The 25,984-nt window shown below is 50.0% G+C and carries 12 protein-coding genes; 10 read left to right on the top strand and 2 right to left on the bottom strand.

The genetic code is table 11. The features are described from left to right. The 8 genes from GAC_RS03250 to GAC_RS06030 all read left to right on the top strand — a co-directional run. A partial coding sequence (locus tag GAC_RS03250) for a TrbC/VirB2 family protein (protein ID WP_037349456.1) occupies positions 1–211 on the top strand: 211 nt, incomplete at its 5' end. Between the two features lie 272 nt (positions 212–483). Continuing rightward, positions 484–858, top strand: a complete 375-nt coding sequence (locus tag GAC_RS03255) for a TrbC/VirB2 family protein (protein WP_010265930.1) — start codon at positions 484–486, stop codon at positions 856–858. 132 nt (positions 859–990) lie between these two features. Further along, positions 991–3,420 carry a VirB4 family type IV secretion/conjugal transfer ATPase gene (locus tag GAC_RS03260; protein WP_010265927.1) on the top strand — a complete coding sequence of 810 codons (2,430 nt, stop codon included), beginning with the start codon at positions 991–993 and terminating at the stop codon, positions 3,418–3,420. Between the two features lie 661 nt (positions 3,421–4,081). Beyond that, entirely contained in the window at positions 4,082–7,099 is a 3,018-nt protein-coding gene (locus tag GAC_RS06015; RefSeq protein ID WP_241760141.1) for a glycine-rich domain-containing protein, read from the top strand. Between the two features lie 89 nt (positions 7,100–7,188). After that, positions 7,189–9,567, top strand: a complete 2,379-nt coding sequence (locus tag GAC_RS06020; RefSeq protein ID WP_241760142.1) for a hypothetical protein — start codon at positions 7,189–7,191, stop codon at positions 9,565–9,567. Positions 9,568–11,283: 1,716 nt separating this feature from the next. Continuing rightward, positions 11,284–14,037 (top strand): hypothetical protein, encoded by a 2,754-nt coding sequence (locus GAC_RS03270; protein WP_241760143.1) that lies wholly within the window; start codon positions 11,284–11,286, stop codon positions 14,035–14,037. A gap of 230 nt (positions 14,038–14,267) precedes the next feature. Next, positions 14,268–16,427 carry a hypothetical protein gene (locus tag GAC_RS06025; RefSeq protein WP_080567289.1) on the top strand — a complete coding sequence of 720 codons (2,160 nt, stop codon included), beginning with the start codon at positions 14,268–14,270 and terminating at the stop codon, positions 16,425–16,427. A 2-nt stretch (positions 16,428–16,429) separates the two neighbouring features. Further along, a complete protein-coding gene (locus GAC_RS06030; RefSeq protein ID WP_241760144.1) occupies positions 16,430–18,154 on the top strand; it encodes a hypothetical protein in 1,725 nt (574 codons plus the stop codon). Positions 18,155–19,964: 1,810 nt separating this feature from the next. Here GAC_RS06030 and GAC_RS03285 read toward each other — a convergent pair. After that, positions 19,965–21,443 carry a hypothetical protein gene (locus GAC_RS03285; protein WP_010270543.1) on the bottom strand — a complete coding sequence of 493 codons (1,479 nt, stop codon included), beginning with the start codon at positions 21,441–21,443 and terminating at the stop codon, positions 19,965–19,967. A 687-nt stretch (positions 21,444–22,130) separates the two neighbouring features. Here GAC_RS03285 and GAC_RS03290 point away from each other — a divergent pair. Continuing rightward, a complete protein-coding gene (locus GAC_RS03290; protein WP_241759995.1) occupies positions 22,131–24,209 on the top strand; it encodes a hypothetical protein in 2,079 nt (692 codons plus the stop codon). A gap of 129 nt (positions 24,210–24,338) precedes the next feature. Here the strand turns inward: GAC_RS03290 and GAC_RS03295 are convergent, their stop codons facing one another. Then, a complete protein-coding gene (locus GAC_RS03295; protein WP_029209833.1) occupies positions 24,339–25,409 on the bottom strand; it encodes a 5-(carboxyamino)imidazole ribonucleotide synthase in 1,071 nt (356 codons plus the stop codon). A gap of 121 nt (positions 25,410–25,530) precedes the next feature. Between GAC_RS03295 and apaG the strand changes: the two genes are divergently transcribed. After that, the gene (apaG, locus tag GAC_RS03300) at positions 25,531–25,938 is read left to right on the top strand and encodes a Co2+/Mg2+ efflux protein ApaG (protein WP_010265852.1); all 408 of its coding nucleotides are present in this window, start codon (positions 25,531–25,533) and stop codon (positions 25,936–25,938) included. The last annotated feature ends 46 nt before the right edge of the window (positions 25,939–25,984 follow it).

Here is a 25,984-nt window from a genome sequence, read left to right on the forward strand (position 1 = left end):
TGTCATCCTCTTTGTGCAAAAGCTGGGGTTACCGATCATGACCGGTGTTATTCTAGGCGCAAGTGTAATGGCGGTTTTCGGTAGGCTGGCATGGCCGGCCATAGCAATGTTGGTTGTATTTACTGCAATATTCTTTGGCGCAAGTAAGCTCATAAGCAAATTTGCGAAGGGGATCACCGAGCTAGACGCCGATAACTTTGACTGCAAGTAACCCATAAGGGGTTGTCATCACAACAATGCTGGCGCTTACCCGCAAGGCAACCCGACTTCACAACAAGGTTCAGTCCATCTCTTAACGGGGCACATTGTGTCCCGTTAAACTATAATGCACAGCATGGCTTTCAGCTAGTATACTTTCTGAAATCCGCATGCAAGTCGCGCTTCGGCGGCGTGCAACAAAATTGAAAATTCATTAAGCATAACTGTAGATAGGCTACGCAGATTGTTATATAAGGTAACAGGTAAAGTCTTTAAGGGAGTAGAATGTTGAAAGCCTTTTTGACAACAGTATCTGTGTTTGTCTTCACGTTACTATCGTTCAGCTCTGAAGCCTCAAGCGTGCGCGCTATGTCCCAGGGTTCAGCAAATGCGGCGAATGGGGAAGTGGTATCAAAAGTTATATGCAACGTTGTGGTGTTCGTGCAAAAGTTGGGGTTGCCTATAATGACGGGAGTTATACTGGGCTCGAGCATCATGGCGGTCTTCGGTAGGCTGGCATGGCCTGCTATTGTGATGCTAGTTGTATTTACAGCCATATTCTTTGGTGCAGGGAAGTTGATTTCAAAATTTGCCGGTGGCATTGCAGAATTGGGTGCTGATGATTTTGACTGTAGAGTGCTTGCTGGCACGACTATATAGCCCCGTCTGTGGACGTTCGGGCTTTCTGAACATCGGCAGGTTTGCCTATTTTTGGTTCACGGAATGTTAAGCATATGAATGTAGTACTCTGAATTATGCTTGGTGGCGTGAGAGGGTTATGGGTATTCACCGGTGTCTTTCATAGATAGTTTTGTGCGCAAATTTCGCCTGAAGAAAAGGGGCGATGAGGATCAAGGCTCTGAAGAGAAGAGCAGTGCTACAGTTGAGGAGGTACACAGCTCCTCCTATGCAGCAGGTGGGGCGGATTCCTACGTGGAGTTCATAGCACCCGCCTGCCACTACAACGAAGAGACGCTGCTGAACAAAAGTGGGGGTCTGGTACAAATAATACGGATAGAAGACTATGCCGACAGTTCAGGTTTGGGGTCTCTCAGGGATGCTATAAGGACTGTTATATCGAACGTGCGGGATCCGAGCATTGCATTTTGGCTATACACTGTTAGGGAAGAGTGCAAATTTAAACTTGATTGGCACGAGACGCGGGACTTTTCTGATTCTTTGCACTCCCTGTACGAGGACTCTATAGGCTCAAGGCGTACTTACGCTAATGAGGTATACATTGCTGTGGTGACTCAGCCTCTGCGCGAGAAGCTGGATGGCATGATCAGTGCGCTGACGTTCGGCCGAGTCAAAAAGAGACATAAGAGCTTTTTGGCCTCTAAAGTGCAACAGTTATCCAGGGTAACTTCCGCCATGGTGGCAGAACTACAATGTTTTTCTGCTAGAAAGCTTGGGGTAGTCCGCTGCGAAGACGGAAAATGGCGGTCTGAATTACTGGAGTTTCTGAGCTATTTGGTTACCTTAAGACGTGGTGAGCGATTCTTAGAATTCCGTGACAGCGCGCATACCATTGCCGCAGGATGTGGTCTGGCTGTTGGGTTTAACACGTTAAAGATTTCGGATCAAGAAGGGGCAAGATACGGAGCAATTCTTGGCGTCAAGGAATACACAGGTGAATCTCTAGATGCGATTGACATGTGTTTACAGCAAGAGTGCGAGTTCGTCATAACAGAAGTGATACAATTCGTGCCGAGTGTGCAGGTCAAGGATGCGTACAGGAGGCAGACCGAACTGTTGGAGATAAGCGGAGACGCGGAACTGGCAAAGATTGCACGTCTGGAAGAGGTTATGTCCACCGACGAAAGCTCAATTGGTGATTGTTGTAAGCGGAAAGTGAGCTGCATGGTCATCTCAAACAGTGTCCCATCCCTCAAGAAGGACATAAAGAAAATGGTTGCCGCGTTTTCAGAGTTGGGTGCAATCGTGGTAAGGGTTGACTTGGCCCTGGAAGATGACTTCTGGGCCAACATGCCCGGTAGTTTCCGCTACGTTCTTGGGATGCGGTTTGCAATGGTGAAAGCCGCATGCACTTTTGCTATGACGCACCACTTTCCTTCGGGTGCGCTTAAGGGAGGGCGATGGCACGAGGCCATTACGCTGTTTTTTTCCAACCAAAACCTGCCGTATTTCTTTAGCTTCCACGCGGGGGATAAGGGGCACACGCTTTGCCTAGGTCCGCAGGATTCACACATGACCTTAATAATGAATTTCATAATTTCAGAGTCCAGAAGGTTGCGCGTGAAGTCTGTGGTGTTCGACTATAGCGGAAAATCCATTATTTTTGCTACTGCAATTAACGGGCAGTACAACAGGATAGATGATAGGCAAGGCAAAGTAACCCAGTTCTTCAATCCGTTCAATGTGCACGATACCCCGATTAATCGCGAGATAGCTGTTGGGGTTGTGGAAAGAATGGCCGGTACGCTTGAGCCGCCCAGCGAGGCAATCAAACTCGCTGCCAGAGAGGTTGTTGATAAGATATTCTCAATCCCCATGGAGTCCCGTACGCCGGACAAAGTGCGGGAATGCATAGAAATGTTAGGGGAGTCAGCGCGTGCTTGGTGGGGGGCCCAGGGGGCTTTTTCGCGCCTAATATCAGACACGACGGAAATAGAGTTGGATGGGGAGTTTGTGGTAATTAACGTTGGCATGCTTGCTGGCAAACAGGAGTGTATGGGTGCGATATTGTATTTTCTCCTGCGTTCACTCGAAAACCGCTTTAACGGAGAGCCGACCATTCTTGTGATGTATGAGGCCTGGGTCATGGATGTGGTGTTTCCGGATGAGAGCGAGTTTGATGCGTGGATGGAGAGGCTTACCGCACGAAACGTTGTGGTGGTGTTTGCAGCAGAAAACATTCGTGCTATCTCCACAAGTAAGCTTATAAGATATGCTAGCAAACACATCGAAACGCGGATTTTCATGCCTAATGTTATCATAGGCAGCCAGCAGCAGGTTAGGGTGTTTGGCCTGTCCAAAGAAGAAGTGGATGTCATGTTGCAGATCCCCCATCATGAGGGGCATTTCTTCATCAAGCAAGGCAGTTCATCGGTAGTTTTGGCGCTGAAGCTGCGAGACAAAGAGACGAGAGTGCTATCTGCAAATAGAACGACAATAAAACTCATGTATGAAGCGATTGCAGAGAAGGGCAAGGATTGGCTACCTGCATTTCATGCAAAGTGCGATAAACTCGCGCAGTAATCCCGCCTTTGTGCTATAGATCTGAGCAATCCGACAAGTGTAAGTGTTCTTACGTCAAAGATGAGTGAACCGTCCGCAATGCGGCGGTGGCCCCGCTCCGTGGTGCGGAAATACGGCGGCAATGCCGCCCATGGTGCCGCGCACGTCTTCTGAGGCCAGTTTGCTGTGATATTAAATGCCCAGCGGCGTCAAAGTTGACGCGTGTGTTATGCAGCGTGGCATATCTAAGGCTAATACGCCGTACTGTAGGCCAATTTCCGGCCATTCTGTAGTGCAATTGTCCAGTGATCGGATTCCAATTTGTGTTACCGAAAATGCAGCAAGCTGTCTATGCCCGGAAAATACGATCTGCAGAGTATGTTTCCGTGTTATAGGAAGATCTCATTGGATATAACCAAGATACCAGTATATCTTTCGGGGAAGGATGTGTAATATTAGGATACAAATAGCTATTTTTAGTTGATCTTAATCTTTATTTAAAGCTATTCATGTGAACTAGTCTTGGTTGACTGAAACATACTAAACAAAAGGGTACATAGATATTTTCAACTGTATGGTTGTATGTAATTCAGGAAAGCGTGCCAGAAGACGTTCACTGCTGGTTTTTGCAGCACGCTTGGTGTACATGTTTTGCGCGATTGCGGCGTTTTGTGTCCCGTGTATGTGTAATTCTGCAGGGGGCGTTATACCTGATTTGTTTGTTGAGGCTCCACGCAATGGGGACGCAGAAGGTGTTTTTGCCATACCCGAGATTGCAGTTATATTCCTGCCGCCCGGTATTGGGCACTACGGAGACTACGAGGTTGTGCGGGTGGAGAGATGGGAATACATGCGCAGGCGGCTCGGATATGTTGTTGGATACGTGCAACGCAACGAGAATAATGAGCTGCAAATATGTGCGTGTACCAAGTGGACCAGCATTTTGGATAGTGGTTTGGCGCGGGAACTGGAAATTAAAAGGACGGAGCAGGAAGACGAGTTAACAAATTTTGAGGACCTCTCACTAGACGACAGGGTGCGCGATAGGTGCGAATATATGAACACCTGGAAAGGTTGTGTTAGCATAATTGCGATTACCCCGGACTTGCCTGTGTTTTGCAATGCGTTTGCTAAAGAGTCACGCATTCAGGTTTTGCCCATGGAGTTCCGTAGGCAGTCCTACTTTACACCCGGGCTCCGTGTTATTACTGAAGATAGAGGGGCAAGCAAGGCGCAGGATCTGTATCTTGGAGCCAGTAGAAAGCATGTACCTACACGTTCAAGTAAAGTGAAAAGTATTGACTGCAAGGGGGAGATCAGCAAAGCATTCGGCGAGCTTAGTGGCTGTTCATTCCCCGCTGAAAGTCCGCACTCAGGAGAAGATGTATCCTCGTTCGGATATTTGCTAAGCAGAAACGGGGAGGAAATCTGCATAGAACGCACGAGCAATTCAGGCAAGGTGGTCGATTGCGTTCCGGCGCCGAGCTTGCAACGACCTTCCATAACCGCTATTCCTGGAGACAAGGTTCAGATAAAATTTAACCCGTGCAAAGGCGCGAATGGTCAAGACACAGACTACTGCGATGTGACCATGGGTCCGGGCGACAGGGATAGTACGATAGGGTTTGCCGTAGCGAGGCCAAAGTTTGACATAGGCCGCTACGACTTTGCGTTAAGATACGTTTGTGATGAACCCGGTGTTGAACTCAAAGACTGCAAGCAACCCCGACAGGTTTATGATGAAGATCCTAGCGGCAATGTAACGTGCCTGATGGACTTGCAGTTTTCCCCCAAAAAGTTTTACGTCAAAAGAGATGGCAGATACTACTGGATTCGTGAATTACCTAAGGTTCTTGTAGGCCGCAGCCGAGATACCAAAGCAAAGAGAAACCTACTGTGTGCTGACAGTGCATCGCTTGATCTTGCCACAATGCGCCAGGAAGACATTGATCGCATGAGGGGCCGGGGACGTTTTTTCCGCATGATACCGCCTGAGGGAAGTAGTTCCAGTGGTGATGTACTGTGCAAGGACAACATGCTTTATTTTTATGACAATGACAGAGTATTTGCGCATGACACGCCAGCCATGTGCAGCAGTGCCAGCAGGGATGGAGTAATAGGTGGGCATTGTAAAACCAGGTACGTAAGCGAAGATGACCATCAGCCCTTCTTTTTACAGGAGTCTGAAGAGCTAAGCACAAGTGCAGTTACACCCCTAAATTCACACATGCAGGGTTTGTGTGTAAGTAACTTCCCTGCGTATGAGTATAAATACTACTCGGGAAACTCCCCCCTGGCTGCCGGACTGAGTGTCGAGGAAAGTAACAAACACCTGCTTGAGATAAGTCGTAATAACACCCAGTGCGATTTTATAAAGATAGAAATGTGGGGAGGTGGAGAGTCCGGCTCATTGCGTGGAGGCGCCAAGGTTGGTAGGCCCGGCGAGTACGTCATGGGAGTGCTCAAGGTGAATCCAGAAGAGCGCAAATACCTGATAACTAGTATTGGCCATGGGGGCGCTGCCTCGCTTGATAACAAGGGTGCCAGTAACACCCGGAACCCGGGCGGGAATACCGTTGCTTTATTGTGTGACGATGTTGGCGGAGAAACGTGCAGTTTAAAACTGACGGCAAGTGGCGGAGGGCAGCCTAGCAAGGGCATGTCGTCATCTGGTGGGTACGAAAAACTTGTGCACTACAGAGTTGCCGAGGGGCGCACAGAGATCAGGAATGATGAAGTCTTTGTTCCGTATCAGAGTATTGACTTTGCTGAGGGGCGGGCCGGCATGGATGCCGTAGGATGCATTAGCAATTCACCTTCTGACAAGCAAGCTGCGGTAAAGGTACTTGCGCCCGGTAAGTATATGGGTGCCGGCGGCTGTGCCAGAGCGGATATTAAAGCCGTGCAAAGTGGAGCGCACGGCATGGTCAAACTTACCTGCGAAAAATGGTCTGGTGATCCCGGTAAAGTGAAGGAGTGGGAAGGAAGCTTTTGCAACAAAGAGGTGCTTGAGCTTTTGAACCTGTTCAAGAAACATGCCGCAGATCGCAAGTTAAATGAGGAAACGAACACTTTCTTTGCTGACGTTGCCAGCATGCCTTTTTGTCGTGGAGTGACTGGGTTGCCCAAATTGCCCCAGGTATTAGATGCTCTGGCCACAGTAGTGAAAGGCAATGATGTGACAAAAAAGAACAGGAAGGAGGCTAAGGCTTGGATTACCAAAACCCTGGCTCCCCTGAGCTCCGTTCTGGACAGCGATTATAGAGTTGTCAATGCGTACGTCACGGCACAGAAGGCATTGAAGAAAACAAGCACGGGAGGCAAAAAGGAGTTTTCACAGGGTTTTGAGGAGCTGATAAAAAGTAAGGTTTCTATCATTGCTGACAGCAGCGAAGTGCTGGAAATGCTCAAGCGCTTGAAAGACTACACCGGTGGCCAAAGCCTGAAGTCCGATTATATTCTCGCCGCTTTGGAGAGCAAAGAGTTTGCCGAAGATGTGGCAAAATCCCCTGACTTTGTTGAATGGCTTGAAAGCACTGTGAAAAATATTGGAAGCAAGCAAGGTCTGGCATTTGAAAATGAGCAAGAAGTAGATGCTTGGGTCGGGGGAATGGTTGCATCGCTCAAGAAGGCGCTGACGGATGATGTTGAAGTGGCAAAGGCGTACGAGAGGGTTATCAGTAAGCTGGGGGGGATATAGATGCGAAAGGACACGAAAGCATCGTAGATTCCTTCATTGAGGGCTTTAAGGAGCTGGCAGTAAAGGCGACCTCCACCGTTCTTGACAGAGTGCTAGAACTTCTAGAGCAGCTGAAAAACCATGCGGAAGTACATGGGGTGAAAAGTCAAGGGGTGTTCAGGAGGATCGCGAAAAGCAGCTTTCCCAGAGCCATATCGGGGCACGAAGAATTTATTGCCGGCTTGGAAGCGGTTGCTGCTGTGATCAGTGCTGAAGATAAGGTTTTTGACAACGCGAAAGATATTGAGACTTGGGTAGAAAGTTCCATAGCTCCTGTAGTGAAGGCGCTAAACAAAGAGGGCAAGATAGTCGAGGCATATGCAAATGTGCGTTACGACGAAACCCGTTCTAAGCGAGCATACGATGAGGATGCAAAGTCTGAGCTTATTACCAATTTCAGAGATCTGGTGCGGAGCAAGGCTGTAGACAGTAACTACTGGATTGTTGAAGATGATGGGGAGCGCACGCGCCGGATAACATTGGAAACACATGTAGACCCAGTTAATACCGGATTAAGTGCACGTAGGGTACTGCATGCGCTACGCACGGCAGCCCAAGAGTACGGCATACGCGATGCAGAGCTGATTTTTGATGTGTTTTTCCGAAGGGCGTACATTGTACTCAGAGTTGAAACCAATCAACATCTTTTCTCACTGCTAGAATACGTGGCGTATGTTTCCCAGTCGGAGAGAGCCCCTGACTTGCGCAAACTCAGGAGTTTTCGTTCAAGTTGGAACCAAATGCTGGAGCGCATTCCTACATCGGACTTGTTTCCCGAAGAAGTTGCACGTGCGCTTTCGAAAGAGGGGCGGCACGCCGCACTGGCAAGGTTTTTGAAAGATGCGGATTACGTCAATCGTTATGTCAGGAACAAGGTGTTTGAAGCCCTAAAAGGTATCTTGGACGCGAGTTTTGTAAAACACAGCGCGAAGAAAACCGAGGGAGAATATAAGATGTTCGCGAACACGCTTGAAGCTATGCTGAAGCGTACCAAAATTTGGGGAAGGTATAAGGACCTAGATGCCACAAAGCGAATGGCTTCTGGCACTTTCGCCAAAAATGCTGCTGGTAAATCACGGTGCCTTGCCTGGGGGCTGAACAACATTTTACTTATTATGGAGGGCGTTGCAATTGCCAGAGAAAGCATACCAGATTTTGACAGTTCGCACGCCTTTACCAAGCAAATGCTGCACACGCACACGTATCGGTACTTAGAAAAATGCCTCGAGCTTCATGGTGAGAACACGCCGTACGACGGGGATATCCGCAAGGTTGTGGAAGGAGCCATGTCTGACTTACTTGGCCAGGGGAATTATAAAAATGTGACTGATCAGGAATTTGTGAAAGTGCTCAACCAGCTACAAGCGCTGTCTACTGAAAGTGGGCCATGTCCAGAGACTGAGTCGCAGTTTGAATCTAAGGGTACATGTTGCGGGGTCCGCATGATTTCCCATCCTGCCTTTTTGAAGGTTGCTAATCAGGAATTCCGCAATGTTGTGAAAGATCTTGTCACGCTGCTTAGCTCCTGGGACAGGGTGCAAGCTTTTGATAGGCTGTGGAGCTGGTACTCGGGCAAAGCCGCAGATGTTCTAAACCGAGCATTTGACAGCAGTGCGGAGCACAAGAGGGTGTATAGAGAGCGCGCAAAAGCAGAAGCTGAGGATTGCGACAATTACATATACTTTGAACCACCTGGTCTATCTCTCTACAACCAAGTACAAAATATGCTGTATAAGAGATCCTCTGCGCTGCGTGAGGAGAACAAGGGTGCAGATGCGCTGCAGCAGGAGTATGACTGGATGGAGACATATAGTGCAATTGATGATATTGCAACGCGCGCTGGGTATCCCTACGGAGACGGAGCGAGTCTGGTTTTTATAGCAATGCGAGACGTGAAGTTCGTAAATGCTGCGGAGGGGACACTTGTGCTCTCATTTTTGTTAGATCATCTACTGCCCATACTGAAAGGGGATGTAAAAACCTTTGCCACACTTGCTGAAGCTGATGCATGGATAGAAGGGATTGAAGCTCACATGGAGAAGTTTGCGCAGGATTCGAGGTCTCTGAATCTGCTGATGATGTACGGAGATCTCTATCTTGGGAAACTTTCTTTAATCGAGAACATGATGCTACCATTCCACATGCGGGGCCAAGTCTACGAGCTGCTGAAAGGTCCCAGGGGCTCCACCATATCGGAGTTTGTCAAGCGTCAAAAAAAGAGCATTGAAGAATTATACCTCGAAGCGCAACTTCACCCTCCGGAAGGTGGTGTATCACATCCTCTGCTAGATGAGCTAGTAATCTATGATCGCTCGTCACTCACACGTGCGATGAAGTTTGCGGGGATGGGCGTACCCTACATTCCGATGGTGAATTTTTATCACACTGTTAGGGAATTGCTGAAGAGCAAAGTAAGGGTAGTATCATGAGTCATGCGTGCATTACAGATACAGGTGCGCGTCCACGTGGATAATGCCTTGGGTGCAGGGGCCTGAACAACACTCCCCAATGCTCTACAACGCATAGACTAAGCACCCAATATCAGGTGCAGTACAAAGTGTGACACTTCTCCCAAAGTTAGGTAACCCGGCTCAGGATGCTGGGAAGATGAAGGGCATGCTGTACATCCAAGCCTGATATCTACTACAAGCTACAGATCTGTAGCGACTACGACACTAATCAATCTCAAGTTAGGTACATAACCATTACCTTCACGTCTCGGTTGTATGGGAATTAAGCAAATTTTAGCGTTGCTGAGTTACCGTGTGGGCACGTGTTCTGGTGGGTTGGTGGATGTTGTTTAGGGATAGGTGGCGCCATGTCATCATTATCCTGGCGCTTCTCTTGTTGTGCTTGCCAAACGCAGTTATGGTTCAGGGTTCTGCTGCAGCAGCCGCCTCTAAAGCACCCGCCGAAACCGCCGCCCCTACACCCGCCTCTCCCGCTCCGAGCTCTGCATCCACCTCCGATTCATCCACCGCCGCAGGATCCGCCTCTCCCGCTTCGAGCCCCGCAACAACTTCCGCTCCAGGTCCTGAAGGCCCACCCGGTTCAGGACCAGGTCCCGGACTTGGGGGAGAGCCTGGTATGGGGGGTGAGGGCGAACAGAGCGGCCCCCTTGGTGGTGCGTGCTGGCTCACAAAACAGACTGTCAAACCGGTAGGTAGGGTCCGAAGCAGTGGCACGAATAATGCGGTACCTGCTGGTGCGGGCATAAATGTTTGTGCGGCATGGCCGGCCTGCGGCACTTGCGTGCGCATGTATGAGGGCGACTGCAGGCACGTTTATCCATCCTTTGTTATGGTATACAGCGCACACGACGATACCAAAGGTGCAGAACAGATTTGTGCATGTAAGGCGAAGTCATGCTACCTGCCCTGGGATTCCACAGAGTGGAGCAAAAACTGCTACCAGCACCTGGCATGCTATGACAAGGCAGTTGCCACGGAGGCGGGGCCATTCTGTAATGTACTGCCCAGACACCACCGGCCCACAACCGTCAGGTTTGTTCCGCTGGAATTTTCCAAACAGAGCTATTGGATTCCAGGATTTGTCGCAATAGTCGAGAGCTGGGAACATAAAAACGGTGTCATGACCAAGAAAGTGAGTAAGCACGTAATCCACCCGGGCGGGAAGCAGCCTGAAACTGCATCCAGTAATGCTTCCAATAGCAGTCAGGGTGTGGCGACTACAACTGCTAGCAGTCCAGGTACCCAAGCCGCAGCAATTGCAATGAGTGATGTGTCCACACCAGACAGCCAACCTGCGGCACCAAGCGGCCAACCTACGACGGCAAATGCGTCCACCACAGAGGAAGAGAAGCAAAAACGCACATGGCACACCGTGGGTGAGAAGATAAATGGGGAACCAAAGGACTACAGCTTTTCTGATAACGGGAAGACACACCACCTCAAGGCACACAGGGGTGCGACGATACTGTTTGTGTGGAATACTACGGCGCAGATCAGAATAGGGAATCCGCAATTTCCGGCGGATGTGTCCCAATTCCAACAATGGAGCCCCCACTGGTATACCAGGCTTTCAAAGTGGATAACAGTAATAAGCCTTACACGGGCCATTATAAAATACCGAATAGAAGCAAGCTTTTTGGGGGTGAGTTTCGTGAGTGGACATATACGTGTCCCATGGCAGTTTCAATCGCGAAAAATCACGACATGCTGCAGAAGGAAGGGAATACAGGAGAGTACAGAGTTGATTTTTACTGGGGTGGATACGGGAAGTGGCCAGACTGTATGGCTATTGCTGTAGATAAGCGTCAGGGGACCTGCAACTGCTTTGCTGGCGAAGAGAAGTTTGATGACTGCGACAAAAGGTGCAACGCCAATACCCCCGAAAGTGTGCCAACCTGTATTCTCGGTTTATATAAGGGCAGGAAGCGTATAATACGGAAGGAGCAAAAGCTAACAAGACGAGAAATAAGTTCCGAGCAGAGTCAGGCGGAAAGGAACATTAAGCGCATGGTAAAGAATGCATTTGGCCGCAGCTGTGTCTTCGCATACAAACAATGCGTGAGATTTAACGGAACAACAACGTGCCACGATGAGAAGGAACGTTCCGAAGACTGGAGCGGTACACATTATGACAAGCCACGAGACATGTTCGTGGGTTATGCAACCGAGCAATTTGCGAGTGGGCAGGAAAAGCAGGAAGAGCAGCAGCGCAGGGGGGAAAGCAGCGCAAAGTTTTTGGGGGTTACTGCAGATCCGGCATTGCGAGAAATGCGGCGATATTGTGCCAATGTTGAAGATATAGAGGGCAAGAGCGAAGTCTGCTGGTATAAACCCGCTGAGAATGCACCAGCCAATGTTCTGTGCGTGTCCGGTGTGGGGTCTGATGTCTCCGAATATGAAATCCGAAGCAAGAGTGATGAAGGTGTGGCACGCACTTGGCTCAGGAAGCAGCCGAAGGTTTTGCGGCGCTATGTCCTGGTGGACGTGGGAAATGACACTAGAAGAGTGGCATGCGATGATAAATATTCTATCGTTCTTGGTTCATTGAGCCAGGATATTCTGGACAAAACGACGGTGCAAGATGGACAGTACATATTCCCGAAGGAATTTCTCGAACGCAGCTTTGTCAAGGGTGGCAGTGACCCGTGTTCTAGTCCCGATGCCAAGATAGTATACTATTACGAATCTGGCGGATTTACCTCTGACCCCGGTGTTCTCTCTAGATGTAGCCACCCGGTTACGCAATACTATGGTCCCGGCAAGGAAGTGAAGGGTTGTGCATATGAATATGTGAGCATGGATGATTACCGCCCCCTTACATTTAGTGGAATCACATCCGAGCACAACGTTCCCGCGACTGGCACTACCCCGGTGCCTGCCGCTGGGCAAGCGCAGGCAAACGTGGCGGTTCAGTCAAGCACTGCGCAGACTAACAATGCGGTGCAGACAACATCCAGCAACGAAGTTCCGAAGAAGTTAACCACCGACCTCGAATTGAGGCCTCTAAACCCGTATGACCGCGGATTATGTATCGACAAATTTCCCAGACATTGGTACGAGCCGCGATACATTTTCAGCAGTGGAACGCAGTACGAGGTGGAGAATACGGATAATCCGACTGTTACCAAGGACTACGTCATGCTTAAATTCAAAGCCGAAGACAAAAACCAGCCGAGGGGATGCAATTTCTACCGTATTGAAGCATGGGGGGGCGGTGAGGCTGCTGCGACGACTGCGATGGGTGAGCGCAGATCTGGAAGGCCCGGACAATATTCCATGGTGGTACTGCGCAACCCTAACTGCACGGATGAAGGGTGCCAAGCTTTTTCGGAGAACAAGGGTAGTAGGAATGTCAAGGACTTGGAGCTCTCCATTGAGGTTGAGGTTGGGGAAGGAGGGAAAAGCGGCAAGAACAAAAAGAACCCCACAACAGGAGAGAATCATGACCTTGGAGTGGGCGGCGACACCATAGTGAAGTTTTGTGTCTGTGCAAGTGGCAATTGTACAAGCGCGTCAAGTGGTCAAAACGCTAACAGTAATAGTAATGGTAAGCGGTGTTACACAATCATGACAGCAGTGGGGGGCGGCAGTAAACGTGCCGGAACTCTAGATGAGAGCGCCATTAAGAATCTGGTGGTGAGCTATCGGACTATCACTGGAGATGTGCTGGCAGACGACGATGGAGCCACTAAATTGCTGCTGGAAGGGCGCGCGATGTTTACGAAATTCCCGCTGGAAATGAACTTTCCGCTGTATGACCAGGAAGGTAATACAAGAAAGTGGCTGGATTTGATTGCGGAGCATTTTCGGGGTAGAAGCTTGCCCAGGGAGTTATGTACGTGGAAAGACATGTATCACATCTATCGCGACTTTGGTGATTTCTTTATTCCGGGCATGGGAGGCTGCTGGCACAATGAAAAAGGTAAAGAGCCGGGGTTGGGTGAGAGCGGAGCCGCGATGATTACCTGTGAGTTGTGGGATGACACAAGAGCTCCTACATTTTCCGGCAATGAAACGAAAAAGCCCGATACCAACGGGCATAACCCTCCGACTACACCACCAGCTGCCGCTAAACCCGCCGCTACCACGGCAACAAGGCCCGTGGTTCAGCCGGCTGCTGCGCCCGTACCTGTACCCAAGATTCCTGATAAGTGTGGCGACCTACCAGCGGGCAGTTGCAAGGAACACGATGGCAAGATACTGGTAACATACAAGTACTGTCCGTGGTGGGCTAGGTTCCAGACTAGCTCATGGGAGGACGCGTACTCCTGCACTGGAGGCATAAGAACGTACACTGAAAAGTTTGATAATGTGAAGGCATTTGAAGCATATAGCAATTCTTGGGTGAGGGTAAGACGCATGAGTGGTTGCGACGATAAGTCGTGTGTGCATTACAGGGATAACTACACAAACAAGAGGGGATGGTAACAGCACGAAGAAGACCAAGTAGGGGTAACTCCCCACTGGGGAAGATGAAGGGCATGCTGTACATCCAAGCCTAATATCTACCACAAGCTACAGATCTGTAGCGACTACGACACTAATCAATCTCAGGTTAAGTACATAACCATTACCTTCACGTCTCGGTTGTATGGGAATTAAGCAAATTTTAGCGTTGCTGAGTTACCGTGTGGGCACGTGTTCTGGTGGGTTGGTGGATGTCGTTTAGGGATAGGTGGCGCCCGGTTTTCGCTACCGCGGCCGTAGCACTTCTCCTATCTGTTGTGCCTTGTATAGTAAGGGCCAGCGACGGCCTCACTGTAGAGAAAGCAAACCCTGATGATGCGCGCGCGTTTGACAATGTCCCAGTTAATAGCTGTAGACTAGGCATCCAGGGTGTTGCTCTTGCTGCAGAGGTGTCAGGCGTAGGCTCAATGACGCCGCTGTTGACTGCCAGGTTGAAAGTTTGTGCGGCATGGCCGGCCTGCGGCACTTGCGTGCGTATGTATGAGGGCGACTGCAGGTATATATTTCCCACCTACGTAATGGTGTATGGCGTGCAAGACCCAGCCGGACCGGGAAAGATATGTGCGTGCAAAGCGCTCGCGTGCAGCCTCCCCTGGGATCCCGGTGGCTGGAACAAAAGTTGTATGCAACCGTTGGGATGCTTCGATAAGCCGCTCCTGCGCGATGCTGGGCCGTTCTGTAATGTGCTGCCTGGCCGCAAAAGATCTGCCAAGGTCAGGTTTGTCCCGCTGGAATTTTCCAAACAGAGTTTTTGGGTGCCAGGATTTGTGGCAATAGTCGAAAGTTGGGAGCAAGACAGGGCGAGCAGCAAGGTACTTCACCGCAAAGTCAGGAAGCATATAATCAACCCAGGCAAACGCGGAGACTTTGAAGGTATTATCGGCCAGAAAAGGGAGGAGTACATATGGCATACCAAGGGTTGGAAGGATGATAAGGAAAGCCAAGAGTGGGCTATTTCTGAGCAGGAAAAAAGTTACTCCTTCTCCGATAACGAAACCAAACACTATTTGAAGGCAAGAAGAGAGCAGGATACTGTGTGTGCGAGGTACTATGGTACCGACCCGGAGATGAGTACCGAGCTTTTTGAAGAGTGTCTGCCAATCCCACCTATGGAGCCGCCCAGAATCTACCAGATTTATAGTCTCACAAAGTCTGTTGGGCAGTGGTACTACAACAAGTACATAAAAGACTACTGCAAAAACAGCGCTGCCAGCAGAACTGAGTATCTGATTAGTAGCGATGAATCTGATAAGTATCGAGTGCAATTCATCAGAGGCAAAGATACAGTAATGCGCCTTAGTCTGAGCAGTGGTCGCAAAGGCGAATCAGGCAGGGCGTTTGTGCAACACCTCAAAAAAAGCACAAGCGGCGACAAGTGGATAGCAGTTGATGAGACAGGGGGTCCATGGGCAATACATGAAGAGTGGATTGAGGAACAGTCTTCCGAATGGTATAAGAAGCACATAACCAGCAATTTGGACAAAAGGACAAGGTCTTCCGATTCTGACGTGTGTGAGCGTGAGCTCAGAGAATGTGTAAAGTTCGGTGGCAGGGACATGTGCGCGAATGTTGCCGATCCCACCAAGGAGTTCAAGAATGGCAGTGTGCCAAGTGTTTTTCAACTTTCGCGCAGCGGGACTAATGGCCAACAAAAATGGAATACCGAAACTAGCTACTATAAGCACCCTGTAGGGGCGTTTTGGGGGTATTCTTCCTTGGATTTTATGCAGCAAAAGATTACGGAGATAGCCAAAGATTATGGGGGTAACGCGAACAAGGTGGAGTTCGTTGGGGTTGCGGTAGATAAGAATCGTGAACTTGGGGGTGCCTGCGGTAAGGTGGGTGATAGTAGCTATGACCATAAATGCGAGTATTACGTAGTGAAGACTGGCAAACCCAAGGTTATGTGTATTACGGGAATAGGGTCTGGGACTGAGATATCTGATTACGAAGTTACGAGCACCATCGATGGGGGTATATCCCGTACGTGGCTTAAGAAACAGCCCAAAATGTTGAGGCGCTACGTGCTGGCAGGCGAGGATGACGGCGCAAGGAGGGTTTTGTGTGACGACAAGTACTCTATAAATTTGCAGCTCCTGAGCCAGCCCGTTTTGGACAATATTGTGGTAAAAGATGGGCGCTTTGTGGTTCCGCAAAAGTTGTCCGGTGGGGCGTCCAGTGGAGGAAAAACAACGGCGACCCTTGCGCGCGCGCTGACTCCAACACAGTATACTATTACGAATCAGGCAGGTTCAGCACCGAGCCAGGCAGTCTTGCTGGGTGTGTTGACCCCAGTACGCAGTACTACGCCCCAGGGCGCAAGGTTGAAGGTTGTACGTACGAGTATGTAAGCATGGACGACTACCGCCCAGTGTCGCTCGGTGGGCGTGTTGGCGGGAGCGCGGGTTATCACTTCCCGGCTGGGGTTTCTACCGGTGATAACATTGAAAAAGAGGGGGCGACTGTAAAGCTGCGGCCTCTGAGTGTTTATGACCGCGGGTTGTGTATAGATAATTTCGCCAGGTCCTGGTACGAGCCTGAGTATAAAATTACAAACGGGCACACGCAAACGGTTAATAAAGAATACGTGGTGCTGAAGTTTGAGGCTTCCAACGGAGACCGGGCAGCTGGCACTGCACCGACTCAGAACGGTAAATGGTGCCAATTCTACAAAATTGAGGCGTGGGGAGGAGGCGAAGCCGCCGCAATTACCGAGATGGGCATGCATAGATCTGGAAGGCCGGGACAGTACGTTGTGGGAATACTGCGTAATCCCGATCAGAAAAACAACTATGACTGCGACGTGTTTGCTCATTACAACAAGCAAAAAGGGTCCACCAGGATCAGCGACCTGGAGTTTTCGATTAAGGTTGACATCGGAGAAGGCGGCGAATCTCAGACGCCTAAAAAGGCGGAAAGCGACAAGCAACCCCCGGTTGGATATGTTAGAACTGAAGTCCAAGGGAGCTACGGTGGCGGTACAGGCGCCGGTGGTGATACGGTGGTGAAATTCTGCACTAAGAAGAAAAATTCCACTGGCAACCAAAACGGCGCTCAAACTCAAAGTAATACGCAAAACACGGAACAGTGCCATGAAATCATGCGGGCCGTGGGTGGAGGTAGCACACATCCCGGAGTGCTCAATGTAAAAGCGATTAAAGATTTAATGGTCAGCTATCGCACCATCATTGGAGACGTGCTAGCAGGGGATGATAGGGCCGCCAGATTGCTGCTGGAAGGACGTGCAATGTTCACGAAATTTCCACTAGAAATGAATTTCCCACTCACGCGGGAGAAAGAACGTATACTGAAGGTGAAAGAGTATTTTGAAGGACGCAGCTTACCTAGAAGCCTGTGCAAGAGAAGGCTCAGGTACTCCAAGTGGCGCGAGAATGACGTCTTTGTTCCAGGCATGGGGGGATGTTGGGGCGATAATGCGCCCGGCTTGGGGGAAAGTGGTGCCGTTATGATTACCTGTGAGCAGTGGGATACCGTAGGGCCACAAGAGCTCGGGTTTGCGGATAAAATGAGGCCTGAGAGGGCGTTAGCACCGGGTGGAACAACAGGGGAAGCACGACCTGGTGAGTCCGGTTCCGCTGTTGAGACAGACAAGACTTCTGGCGGGGGGGCTGGATCTAGGGCGACAGCACGGCGGCCTACTACGACGCCCAAGAGTAAAGCGGCTGAGTCTACGGTGAGGGAGCTGAAGGTTGAGCAACCTAAGCCTGCTGCGCCTAAACCCGAACCTGCGCCTGAGCCCGAGCCGCAATGGCCGGCGAAGAAGAAATACCTGTACTGTCCATGGTATGCTTGGTGGACCATAGGTGGCGGTCACTATAGTTGTATGGGAGGCCTGCGTGAGTACGAGGAAGTGTTTAATAGCGAGGCAGACTACGAATACTTCCTCGCTAGGCAGTACAAGGTGCGGGAAATGTACGGCTGTGACGATAAGCGGTGCGCACACTTCGAGCAGGGCTACACAAATAATCGCCACGCTTCAGGGGGACATTTTTGGGATAGAATAGACAAGCTGGATAGGAAGTATAAACGGGGTGTGCATAGCCAGCCAAAGAAGTAGAGGCGGGGCAGCGATACTAGCCTGCTGCCTCTATAGTTGCCTAGAACCCAACTCAAAACTTTCCAACTTAACCAACTTGTCATTGTGATCAAACGTAAAGACTTCCACAAGGCGAGAGCCAGGCCCCCCAGTTGGTTGGGGGGGGGGAGAAGAGTGGATGACGTGTGTGAAGTAGGCTGTGTGTATAAAGTAGACTGTGCAGTGGATTGCGTGCGTGAAGTAGACTGTGTGTATAAAGTGGGACTGGTGCGTGGAGCAGACTGTGCGTGTGAGGTGGTGCGTGAAGTAGACTGTGCAGTGGATTGCGGGTGTGGGGTGGGTTGGAGTGGACTATACAGCCCACTGTCCCGCGGTTGCAACCCTGCTGCTGGTCGTTTCCAGTAGCCGAGACGCAGTGCCGTTTGTAGTGGAACGTCTCCCAATTTGGTCCGGCACCCGTCAAAGTTAAGTTTTTCTCCCTTGGCTCCACACTTCTGTACGGATTCAGATGCTACTGCCACCCTTCCGTCATCTGTGACGTCTATCCCAACCCGCTGTTGTAACCGCTGACTAGTACTCCAAGATACTACCATGTTTAGTGCACCAACCACGACAAGGTAGCTGCGATCATTACCTGTTGGACCAGATACACTTACGGTCCTGCCACCGGAGGGATTAGAAAACTGTATATCATCTCCATCTGTTGTGATGACACACGATGTTTTCTGTTTACCACTACCAGGGTCCCAAGTAATGGTATATCCCTTATGCACAGTTACGGAACTGCCAGGTACATGTTCCGTGGAGGGTATGGACTGGGACTTCCCCCGTTGCTCCGGCAGTTTCCAATAGCCTGAACGCAGAGCTTGTTCTAGGGGAGTGTTTCCCAGTTTGATCCCGCATCCGTCAAAGTTAAGTTTTTCTCCCTTAGCTCCACACTTCTGTACCGATCCAGATGCCACATTTACCTTTCCGTCTGTAGAGATGTCTATCCCAACCTGCTGTTGTAACTGCTGACTAGTGTTCCAAGATGCTTCCAGATTCAGTGTGCCCTCTATAACTAAGTAGCTGTGCTGATTATGCCTGGTGGGGCCCTTAATAGTTACGGTACTATCGTCAAGGCCCTTAACCCCTATTATCTCATTGCCATCCATTGTTATGACGCACACTGCCTGCTGCCCACCATGATCAGGCATCCAAATGTCAGGTGACAGCTCTACTCTACGCTCTTGATGTACTTCCTCGACACCAAAGCAGCAACCATAACTGGCAATGGGAATTGTGAATACGGTAGCGCAGAACCAGAGTGGAACACTTACAACGGGAATAGGAAGCCACCGAGCAAACTTATCAAACTTGCTTCTAGGACGCTTTGGTGATTTGCTACGCCAACGAGTATATTCCTGTGCACAGCCATACGGAAGAATAGCTAAGGTTGAGAGCACAAGTGTGAGCTCTACGGGAATAGCAACCCAAGGGACAGGGCTATACCGAAACATTGTGCAAATATCTTCCCACACTGTTGCTACCCCTTATAATGTTTAGCTAAATTCACTGACGTAAGCGCAACACGCTGCCGAAGCAACAGCCTGCATTACATAAATGAGGATTGCACTTTCAGCGAGAGCACTGGGCCGCAGCGTACCACGCTATGGTTAATATTGCAACAGTTTTACACCGCCCTACACCACAGAATTCACCTTTTGCTGCTCTGCACACAATGCTGCAATGCTATGCGTGTATGACTGCATCGCAACTGCAGGGCCGCAAATGCTGGTTGGAACTTCTTGTGCTTTGCTGCAAGTTGCTTTGCGTACCGCACCAACAGAATTCACCTTTTGCCAGTCTGCAACGCAACATCATACACGTGTGGCAGCATAGCAGCTGTGGGACTGTCAATCTTGCTACTTAAAACTTCTTCCTGTACCTCATGACAACTCATCTTACGCACCCAGGCTATCACACCATAAAGTAGTAGTGCTGCAGGTGGAGCAACGGCACCCAGCATTGCATAATTCCGCATGAGAAAGGCTGCACTGCAAATCATCACAGCACTGATGGCTGCTACGAGTGTTGTGTGTTTTGGATCTGCAGCTGTAGGTGGAGTGCATGGCCTGCTGGTCATGTTTCTATCAGCAGGGTTGTTATGCTTAAAATCGCTGTGACCGCGGGTAGGGTCATCATGCGGACTAGCGGGTGCGCTCTTGGGCTGTAGGGAGTTGCCCTTTGAAAAAGTGCTGCGTGCTCGGTCTGCCACCTGGTGGGAAATACGTTGCTTGCCACGAGGCTGGGAGGAGGGTATCCGCGCCAAATAGATATCCACCGCAATATGTATCAGCAGGCATAACGAGCATGCAACAGATAGTGCTATGAGCGCATGTGGTAGGTACGCAGCGGTACTGACGGTGCCTATGATGCCAGTGGTGTGTGTTGTAGCTGCTGCGGTTCTGGCAGCTGTGGTCATGCCCCAAGAAATGGCAAATGCTTCGCTGGCCTTAGCAGCAAAGGGCACTATTAGTGCAGCCACTGCCGCGGTTGAAGTTGCTGCTATTGCGGTTATGCCGGAAATTTTGATAGCGAGGTTTGCGTGTTTTACCTGTGTGACTGCTTTATCGGTTGCCGTCTTATCTTCCGGTGGTATTGCCGGCATTGTACTGCGGTTTGCGGCTCTAGCGGCTATTGCTGCAAATAAAGCTGTGACTACCGCAGAAATTACAGCGGCTGCTGCGGCAACTATGGCGACTTTTGCTGTACCAAAAGCGTCAGTGCTATAAACGTAGGCCCCAATAAAGGCAACTGAGGAATTGAAGATTCTGGCAATGGCGACCACAACAACAGTGGCAAGAGCGGTGAAAGTGGCGATCATGGCGAGAGATGCGACGCTATTGGCAATTTCTGCTATGACATCCCCGTGCTTACTCCCACGTATACGTTGCTGTCTACGTGTGTTGGCTGCCGCTTCAGAGTGGGGAGTCACAGAAGTGAGAATAGGCTGTAATGGCTGGACTGCTGGTGATTCTTCCTTCCCCGCTTGTTTAACTTGCTTGCAAGATTTGACTAAATCTCTTACCGAGCAAAATACGATGCACGCTGATAACAACGCTACTGCGGCGCAAACAGTGGCGGCATTGGTGGCAGAAAGCGAAAATATCCTTGCAGCTGCACTGAAATACATGAGCACCGCAAGAAAAACCGCAAGAATGCTGAGGGATGCTAGCAATATACCCATACTTATGAGCACTCCAGACACAGCATGGGCAGTGTTTGCCACTGCAATATGATGTGCATGCTTTGTACTGAGACTCGTCATTCTTCCTAACTAGAATCGCGCAAGCGTGATAGACTCCAACTTAACCAACTCGTCATTGTAATCAAACGTAAAGACTTCCACAAGGCGAGAGCCAGGCCTCCCAGTTGGTTGGGGGGGGGAGTGGATTGCGTGTGGGGTGGGTTGGACTGCGCGCGTAAGTGGGACTTTCCCCGTTTCTCCGGTAGTTTCCAGTGGCCGAGAGCAGTGCCGTTTGTAGTGGGTTGGAGTGGAGTGAATGACGTGTGGAGCAGGACTGGTGTGTGAGGTGGATGGCGTGTGTGGAGTAGGGCTGGTGCGTGGAGTAGACTGTGCGTGTGAGGTGGTGCGTGCAGTAGGCTGTGCATGTGCAGTGGATCGCGTGTGTGGAGCAGGGCTGTGTGCATAAAACTGGCACGTGGAGTAAGACTATACAACTCACTGCTCAACTTTTTGTGGGGTTGTTCCGGAGCATATATAAATGAGGCCTTTGCGCGGTGCATGCCGGAATTTCCTTTAGCGCTTGTATGATTAGCGCTCGGAAATGATAGCGCGGCTCCGTAACATCATTGTCTGTAGTATGGATTTCTTAACCCTTCCGCATTAAGACATGCGGCTTTTGGTAACGCGCCGTCTATGTACCATCGTGCAGCAAAAGCCGTATGCGTGTCTATTCTGGGTTTTGTACTATCCTGTGTGGTAAGCCCGTGTGTGTATGCAGCGGGACCCAGGCTCATAAACTTTACCAATCCCCATATTGCCAAGAGCAAGGCTGGGGCGGATAATTCAAGGGAGCAGTTTTTTAACCCAAGCGTGCACTTTTGCCATATGCGCCAGTGCGTTTCTGCCGGTCCGGGAGCGAGCGTCAGAATACCTGGGTACCGTAGCCGCGACATACAGACAATGAGGGACTATTACACAGCGATTACTACGAGGGCTATGCCTCCCGTCCTGCCGAACGCTATTGAGTACTGTGGGTCAGTATATTTTGATGAAGAAAGCGGAGACCTATGTGCCTGTGTCTCGGAATATTGTCACAATAGCATGTACGCCATGCATGGCAACATTAAGTGTAAGCATTCCGCCTGTAGGCCCTTGATACCTGCAGATGCTCCAGGCTTTTGTGACTTTTTGCCTGGGAGGAAAAGTGTGAAGTTTGTTCCGGTATCGTTCGCCAACCAGAACTATTTTCGTCCAGGTATTCGGGTTGTAAGCTACACCGATGAGAATAAAGGTACGTCCCCTTCTGTTGGGCGTAATTTATACCTGAACCTGGAAGCTGGGGAGACCAAAAAAGAGTTTACAGTGACTCTGCTGGGTAGCACCTACGTCATTGATGTTGAGAAAAAAATGCGCGAAGACGTGATATGCGGTACGTACAAGGAAGGAGGCGCGAATGTATACACAGAGTGCGTGCCCACACCTTTTTTACCCAAGCCCACAGTTTACAGGGTGCGCAACAAACGCAATGCAATCGGGGTGAAGTTTCCCGGGTGTCGCAACGAGAAGAAGTGTGTTTTTGAGTTACGGGTAGGCCAAACAATGACCTTTCCTGCCGCGTTGTCGGCTATAATCCCGGTTGTGTCAGATGATTACATGTTTGAGCAATATGCCAAGTGTCCGAAGAAAGTTGTATCTGACCCCATGAAGGTTAAAGTGGTGCGAGCTGGGCATATGTTGTGCGGGGATGGCTCTAAACCTGAGCTCTTATACCTGTCGGGTGATAAGAGCAACCTCAGGTGCCTGGTGATTAACCAACAGTTTGCTCCCAGCGCGGGGGTTTATAGGGATATTGGGTTTAAATTTGGCACCTATGGTGGTGGAGTATATTCAGTAATTACATACTGCACGGAGTGTGCGCTACACATGGCTCAATATCGTGCCATGATCAGAACCGAACAGGGACGTGTCAGCATTGCGGATTATGCACGGCTGGCTGGCAGGTACGCAGAAGGGCGTGAAGTACTAGACCTGCTTGTGGGAAAAACTACGGTTGACTTGGGGGCTGGTGAAAGAAGTTTGGTCAGCGAAGGGTGCGCTGGGTTTCCTGACATACCACTACAGGAGAGGCAGGAATTGTTGGATGCGCTAATTCCAGGCCCGCAAGGAATTTTATATCTACCGAAAGACGATATAAAAAGGATGGGTATTGTGGGTAACGTAGAGAGATTCTGCCCAGATTTGGACAAAGTGCCTATGCGGTATTCAGCCCCCCTACATAAACACAAAACAGCGTTAGATGCGCAAACCATAGAAGTTGGTGATCCGTACGAACAAGGCCTGTGCATATTGGCATCAAAGAAAGCTAAAATACATGCCGCAAGCGATTCGTACACCGGACCAAGTGGCCAAAGAGAGATACACAACACACCGAAATACCAGTACGCAAAAAGTGGAATTTTCAAGGGCTGTCAGTTTTTGAGAGCCGAGCTGTACGAGATGGGTGTGAGCGAAAAGGCTGTGCACTTGATCAAAAACCTTGCCCCGCAGGACACACTGACTGCAATATTCAATATAAGACATAACTCCAGTTCTATGCGGTTGCAAACCCTACTGAAGCTGTGTGTAGGCCCCGTGGATCTAACTGATCTGACAAGCCATGAGAGCAGTGACTGCATCATATTGCCGGCTGAGAGACGTGGCAGCGCTCATCCTACCCCCTACAGAATGAGTACAGCATATAACTCGGGCAATAGCAGGCTTGAAGTTCTCTACAGTAGCAGCCTGCCGTATGAATTGCCTGCAGATCCGCCAGACTCTGGCATCATAAAACTGCACTGTGTTGATTAAAGCGAACTGCATTGTCACACAGGGCTGAACCATCGCGTAATTTTGCAGCCCCACCGCAAGTGTTGGTGACAACCCGGCCCTTGTGTTGGGTAGCCGTGGGGCCAACCACAATATACGATAGGCACTTGCCTAATAATCGAGAATATTCACATGCCCCATCTTTCTGCGCTGCCTAGGCTCTAACTTGCCATATATGTGTACGCTACTATTCGAATGTGAGTGTGTTTGGTAGACTGTGGCCGTGTCACCAAAAACGTTTTTTGTGACGCAAGGCGCAAGCAACTGCACTTTCCGAAGCGGCAAGCCACACGCCGCGCGCACTAGCTGCTCAAATTGGCTAACATTGCACGCATCCATGCTCCAATGGCCGGAATTATGCGGGCGTGGCGCTATCTCATTTACCAACAATGATCCGTCTGTTGTAATAAAAAACTCAACAGCTAAAATTCCCACAATGCCAAGCGAAGTTGCTATGGTGATGGCCATCTCTGCCGCCTGCTCATGCACGGAACGCTTGACTTGTGCGGGGACGATTGATCTATCCAAAATGCCGTCAACGTGATAGTTTTGGGCAATTGGAAACAGCTCGTGTGATCCGTCCGCTGCCACAGCAATGATCAGGGAGATCTCTTCGTGAATATCGACAAACTTTTCCAAAATATAGCTGCGGCTCCAATCCAGGGATGACGCCCCGGCGATATCGCTGCTGCTTTTTAGCGTGTACTGCCCCCTGCCATCGTATCCTAGCTCTGCGGTCTTGAGTAGGCATGGGTAGCCAATGTCGTCAATGCTACCTAGAAGTTCTGCGTGGCTGTTTACTACCGCAAAATCCGCTACCGGGATGCCAAGATTACATATGTGCTGCTTTTCTCGTATCCTGTTTTGCGCAATATGCAGTGCAGCTCTGCCCGGGTATACGGGGGCTTTTGCTGCAACGGTGTCCACTGCACTGGCAGGTATGTTTTCAAATTCTATTACTGCGAGGTTAATTGTAGATGCAAAATCCGACAGTTTGCTGCCATCACTAAAACTTGCAATGGTAGAGGTGTTGGTAACGAAGACTGCTGGGTCACCATGGTGTTCTGCAAATACGTGGGTTCTGTAACCCATTTGTGATGCGGCTAGGGACGTCATCTTACCGAGTTGTCCTCCGCCCATGATGCCAATGACGGTACCAGTGTGGACATATGATTTTGGCATGTGATAGCGATTGATGTAGAAACAAAAAGCAACTATAATTATACGGCTGGGAGGAGATACTTCAATTAGGGTCTGGTGGACCACGCGTTTGTTTTTCGAAGTTGTGGGGTGGTGCTGCGCTATGACGACGCCTAGATGTGGTGGTGCGACTGGTCTGATAGAAGTTGAGGTAACACCGAGTTATCTCGAAGAGCATTCGATGCCGCACGAGAATTGCTACATATGGCTTTACAGCGTCAAGATCAAAAATGTCAGCAATTCTACGGTACAGCTGCTGAAGCGTAGCTGGAAAATAATAGATTCTAAAGGCATGGTGAACGAGGTAAGCGGATCTGGTGTTGTGGGCCGTCAGCCTGTGCTAAAGCCCGGGGGGTTTTTCGAGTACACTAGTGGCACATGCCTCAGTACGCCGTCCGGGGTTATGAACGGGTGGTATCAATTTGTGGATGAAGACAAGGCGCAGGTGTTCTACGTAGATGTGCCTACCTTTTCGCTCGATAGCCCGTACGATATTGTGAGGCTTAACTAGGCTGCCTTTTCTCGGCCGTCCGCGCTTGCTGCCTGCTGGGGCCACC

The organism is Anaplasma marginale str. Florida (assembly GCF_000215485.1).
GTDB classification, from domain to species: domain Bacteria; phylum Pseudomonadota; class Alphaproteobacteria; order Rickettsiales; family Anaplasmataceae; genus Anaplasma; species Anaplasma marginale.